The 5,386-nt window shown below is 67.8% G+C and carries 4 protein-coding genes; all 4 read right to left on the reverse strand.

What is annotated here, in order from left to right; genetic code table 11:
• The coding region (locus AACR77_RS19165; RefSeq protein WP_042878765.1) for a hydroxymethylglutaryl-CoA lyase at positions 1–883 on the reverse strand (883 nt) is incomplete at its 3' end.
• Positions 880–2,844: an acetyl/propionyl/methylcrotonyl-CoA carboxylase subunit alpha gene (locus AACR77_RS19170; RefSeq protein ID WP_042878768.1), complete on the reverse strand. Its 1,965-nt coding sequence runs from the start codon at positions 2,842–2,844 to the stop codon at positions 880–882. The genes AACR77_RS19170 and AACR77_RS19165, both read right to left, overlap by 4 nt.
• Positions 2,845–2,953: 109 nt before the next feature.
• Positions 2,954–3,802, reverse strand: coding sequence for an enoyl-CoA hydratase-related protein (locus AACR77_RS19175; protein WP_042878770.1), 849 nt, complete (start codon positions 3,800–3,802; stop codon positions 2,954–2,956).
• A gap of 9 nt (positions 3,803–3,811) precedes the next feature.
• Positions 3,812–5,386 (reverse strand): carboxyl transferase domain-containing protein (locus AACR77_RS19180; protein WP_042878772.1); only part of this gene is annotated, 1,575 nt, incomplete at its 5' end.

Consider the following 5,386-nt stretch of genomic DNA (forward strand, 5'->3'; position numbering starts at 1 on the left):
AGCCGTTGGGGCGCCCCAGCAGCTCGCTCACCCACTGGCCGGTGGCGGCCAGCTGGTCGAGGTCGACGCCGGTGCTCATGCCAAGGCCGTGCAGCAGATAGACCACCTCTTCCGACGCCACATTACCGGAGGCGCCGGGGGCATAGGGGCAGCCGCCGAGCCCGGCCACCGAGCAGTCGATGGTGCGAATGCCGCGCTCCAGCGCCGGCAGCAGGTTGGCCAGCCCCTGGCCGTAGGTGCCGTGAAGATGAACCGCAAGCCGGCCCGCCGGGATCTCGTGCAGCACCGCATCCAGCATGGGAGCCACCGTGCCCGGGGTGCCGACGCCGATGGTGTCGCCGAGGGATATCTCGTGGCAGCCCAGATCCAGCAGCCGCTCGGCCAGGGCGGCGACCCGTTTCGGGCGGGTCGGGCCGTCGAACGGGCAGGCGATGACGGTGGAGAGGTAGCCGCGCACCTTGATGCCGAGGCTGCGCGCTTCCTGCACCAGGGGGGCGAAGCGCACCAGGGACTCTTCCACGCTGATGCCGATGTTGGCCCGGGTGAAGCCGTCCGAGCAGGCGGTGAAGAGGCCTATCTCGTCGGCGCGTGCGGCGATGGCGGCCTGCAGACCCTGCAGATTGGGCACCAGGGCACCATAGCGGGTCGGCCCCCTGCGCGGCAGGGCGTTGAAGAGTGCGGCGGAATCCGCCATCTGCGGCACCTTTTTGGGCGACACGAAGGCCCCCACCTCGATGCGCTGCAACCCGCTCTCGGCCAGGCGGGCGATGAACGCCAGCCGCTGCGCCAGGGAGAGGGTGGCGGTCTCATTTTGCAGGCCGTCCCGCGGCCCCATCTCCACCAGGCTGACCTTGTCGTCCCGGTTCTCGTGCGTGTGGCTCATGGGCACTCCTCCTGCGCGGTATGGTCCTCGGCAAAGCGCACCAGCACGGCGCCCTGGCTCACCTGTTCCCCCTGGCGGCACTGCAGGGCCTCAATCACCCCGTCCCGGTCGGCCTTGAGGACGTGCTCCATCTTCATCGCCTCCAGCACCAGCAGGGGTTGCCCCTTGCTGACCGGCTGGCCGGTCTCGACCTGCAGCGCCACCACGATGCCGTGCATGGGGGCCAGGATGCCCGGGACATGGCTCGTGTCATGATCATGGTGGAGCTGATGATGCTGATCATCGAGCGAGAAGCGGATGCGTCTGCCCGCCAGGTGCAGCAAATAGGCACCCTCGCCGAGGGGCTGCACCGGATAGCGCTGCCAATGTCCACCCTGGCACAGGCGGATCTGATCTGACCCGAGTTCAAACGGGATCTGCTCGCCCTGCCAGAGCAGGGCGCCCCCTCGCTCGGCGAGGGTGAGAGTGCGGGTCTCCTCGCCGATGCGCACCGTGGCGCAAAAGCGGCGGGTGGGGCCCAGCCGAAAGCCTGTGGCCTGCTGCCAGGGGGAGGCATCGCGCTCGCAAGTGGCGAGCCAGAGGGTGGCGAGGGGCCAGGCGAGCGCCGGAACGGGCAGGGTGTCGGTGGGAATGGGCCACTGGGTGTGGTGGTCCATGGCCAATACTTCTGGTTCTTCGCACAGGCGTTGCAGGAGCGGACCGTTGTGCACCAAGGGGCCGAGTTCCAGTGTCGCCAGGGCATCGGCCAGGGTGGCAAAGGCCTCGCTGCGGCTCGGTGCGTGGGCGACGAGCTTGGCGATCATGGGGTCGTAATAGGGGCTCACCCCATCGCCGGCGGTGACGCCGGTGTCGATGCGCACCCCCTTGGGCCAGGTGAGCCAGTGGATGGGGCCGCTCGCGGGCAGAAAACCGGCGGCCACGTCCTCGGCGTAGAGGCGCGCCTCCACCGCGTGGCCGCGCAGCACCACTTCATCCTGGGTGAGGGGCAGCGGTTTGCCCTCGGCCACCGCCAGCTGCCAGGCCACCAGATCCTGGCCTGTGATGGCTTCGGTAACCGGATGCTCCACCTGCAACCGGGTGTTCATCTCCATGAAGAAGAACTCCTCCTTGCAGAGCAGAAACTCGATGGTGCCGGCCCCCTGATAGTGGATGGCCTTGGCCGCCGCCACGGCCGCCTCGCCCATGGCGCGGCGCAGGGCAGGGGAGATGTCGGGGGCGGGGGCCTCCTCGATCACCTTCTGGTGGCGGCGCTGCAAGGAGCAGTCCCTGTCCCCCAGATAGATGGCGTTGCCGAGGGTATCGGCAAACACCTGCACCTCCACGTGACGGGCGCGGGGGAGATAGCGCTCCAGCAGCACATGGTCGTCGCCAAAGGCGGCACTCGCCTCCCGCTTGACTGCCGCCAGGGCGTCGTCAAAGTCGGCCAGCTGATCGACCCGGCGCATCCCCTTGCCACCGCCGCCGCTGGCCGCCTTGATAAGGAGCGGGAAGCCCACCAGGCTCGCCTGATCGCGCAAAAAATCGGGGTGCTGATCCGCGCCGTGATAACCGGGTAGCACGGGGACGCCGGCTGCCTGCATCAGCCCCTTGGCCCCCGACTTGTCCCCCATGGCGAGGATGGCGGCGCCGCTTGGGCCGACAAAGCGCACGCCCCGCTGCTCGCAGGCGGTGGCAAAGTCGCTGTTCTCGGACAGGAAACCGTAGCCCGGGTGGATGGCGTCGGCATCCGCCTCTTTGGCAATCTTGAGCACCTTGCCGGTGTCGAGGTAGCTCTCCCGGGCGGGGGCCGGCCCCAGATGCCAGGCCTCGTCGGCTTCACGCACATGCATGGCGCGGGCGTCGGCGTCCGAGTAGAGGGCGATGGTGTGAATGCCGAGGCGCCGTGCTGTCTTGATGATGCGCACGGCGATTTCACCGCGATTGGCGATCAGCAGGCGCTTGATGGGAGTGTGATGGGTCATGCTGGCTCCCTGCTGTTCAAGGTGCACAAGTGCGAAGCGTGTTGATCCACACTCCCGTTATATTGACCAAAGTTGGCGATCAGCCGGCGCTTGATGGGGTGGTATTGAGTCATGCTTCGTCCTTGAAACGGGGGCGCCAGGTTGGGGGGCGTTTGTCGAAGAAGGCCTGGATCCCCTCCTGGGCCTCGAGACCGACCCGTACCCGGGCGATGGTCTCGACGGTCTGCTCTTCGTGCTGGTGGCCTGGGCGCCCTTCGAGGGCGGCCAGCAGCCGCTTGGTCTCCTTCATCGCCTGGGGGCCGTTGCGACATAACCGCAGGGCCATGGCGCGTCCCTCCGCCAGCAACTGATCAGGCTGGCTGAGCCTGTGCACCACGTTGAGTCGGCAGGCGGTGATGGCATCGAAGGGCTCCGCGCTCAGCATGTAGCGGCGGGCCTGGCGCATCCCCATGGCGCGCACCACGTAGGGGCTGATCACCGCAGGCACCAGTCCCAGGGTCACCTCGGAGAGGCAGAAGCGGGCATTTTCGCTGGCCAGCACGATGTCGCAGGCGCAGACAAGGCCTAAGGCTCCGCCGTAGGCGGCCCCCTGCACCAGGGCCACCGTGGGGAAGGGCAGCTCGTCCAGTGCCTGCATCAGGTGGGCCAGCACCCGGGCGTCCTCGCGATTCTTGTCAAAGGCGCGGGGGTCGAACGCCTCCCCGGCCATCTTGCGCATCCACTCGAGATCGGCGCCCGCGCAAAAATGCGGCCCCTCGGCGCGCAGCAGCAGCACGTGGGGGCGGTCGGCCAGCGGCTGGCCGTGGGCCAACTCGTCGAGACAGTCGAGCAGCCCCTGCATCAGGTCGGCATCGAGGGCGTTGTGGCGGGCCGGGCGGGCGAGCACCAGCTCGATCACCGGGCCGTGGCGCTCCAGGCGAAAATGGGCAAGGGGATCGTTGAAGAGCGGGTCTGACATATGAACTCCTTACATCCGGAAGATGCCGTACTGCCCGGGGCCAAGCTCGGCCCCCTGGCAGGCCGCCAGCGCCAGGGCCAGCACGGTGCGGCTTTGGGCCGGGTCGATGACGCCGTCATCCCACAGGCGAGCACTGGCGTAATAGGGGTGACCCTGGCGCTCGTACAGCGCGATCACCGGGGCGCGAATGGCGGCCGCCTCCGGCTCGCCCAGAGTCTTGCCCTCGGCGGCGAGCTTGTCCCGGCGCACCTGCACCAGCACCCCGGCCGCCTGCTCACCCCCCATGACGGAGATGCGGCTGTTGGGCCAGCTGAACAGAAAATCCGGTTCATAGGCGCGCCCGCACATGCCGTAGTTGCCGGCACCGAAGCTGCCGCCGACGATCAGGGTGATCTTGGGCACCCGGCTGCAGGCGACGGCGGTCACCAGCTTGGCGCCGTGCTTGGCGATCCCCTCTTTCTCCGCCGTACTCCCCACCATAAAGCCGGTGATGTTTTGCAGAAACAGCAGCGGGATCCCCCGCTGGTTGCAGAGCTGGATGAAGTGGGCTCCCTTCTGGGCGCTGTCGCTGTGCAGCACGCCGTTGTTGGCGAGGATCCCCACCTGCATGCCCTCAATGCGGGAAAAACCCGTCACCAAGGTAGTGCCGAACAACGCCTTGAATTCGTCAAACACAGAGCCATCCACCAGCCGGGCGATCAATTCTCGTGCGTCATAGGGGCGCTTGAGACTGGTACCCACCAGGCCGTAGAGCTCCTCAATGGGGTAGTGCGGCTCATCATAGGAGGGTGCGGATGGGGCGGGTGACGCCGCCGTCTGGTTGTCCCCTAGGTTGCTTACCAGGGTGCGGGCGATGGCCAGGGCATGGGCATCGTCCCGGGCCATGTGATCCGCCACCCCGGAGTGGACGCAGTGCACCTCGGCGCCGCCCAAGGCTTCTGCGCTGATCTCCTCGCCGGTGGCGGCCTTGACCAGGGGCGGGCCCGCCAGAAAGAGGGTGGCCTGTTCCCTGACCATGATCGACTCGTCCGCCATGGCGGGCACGTAGGCGCCCCCGGCGGTACAGAGCCCCATCACCACCGCCAGCTGGGGGATGCTCTGGGCCGACATGCGAGCCTGGTTGTAGAAGATGCGGCCAAAATGCTCCCGGTCGGGGAACACCTCGTCCTGCATCGGCAAAAAGGCACCGCCGGAATCCACCAGATAGAGGCAGGGGAGGCGCAGCCGCTCGGCGATGGCCTGGGCACGCAGGTGCTTTTTCACCGTGAGGGGGTAGTAGGTGCCGCCCTTCACGGTGGCGTCATTCACCACCAGCATGCACAGGCGCCCAGAGACGCGGCCGATGCCGGTGATGAGGCCGGCGGCGGGCACCGGTTCGTCATAGACCTGCCAGCCCGCCAACGCCGACAGTTCGAGAAAGGGGGAACCCGGGTCCAGCAGTTGGTCGATGCGCTCGCGGGGCAGCAGCTTGCCGCGGGCTTGATGGCGGGCGTTGTTGGCCGCGCCGCCGCCCAAGGCTATCTCCTCCAGGCGGGTATTCAGATCGTCGACCAGTGCCTGCATGGCGGCCCGATTGGCCTCATA

It is taken from the genome of Aeromonas sp. ZOR0002 (assembly GCF_963866995.1).
In the GTDB taxonomy this organism is placed as follows: domain Bacteria; phylum Pseudomonadota; class Gammaproteobacteria; order Enterobacterales; family Aeromonadaceae; genus Aeromonas; species Aeromonas caviae.

What these genes read in the sequence shown, in the direction of transcription:
- AACR77_RS19170 (WP_042878768.1), bottom strand. Translation starts at nt 2,844, where the DNA reads ATGACCCATCACACTCCCATCAAGCGCCTGCTGATCGCCAATCGCGGT.
- AACR77_RS19175 (WP_042878770.1), bottom strand. Translation starts at nt 3,802, where the DNA reads ATGTCAGACCCGCTCTTCAACGATCCCCTTGCCCATTTTCGCCTGGAG.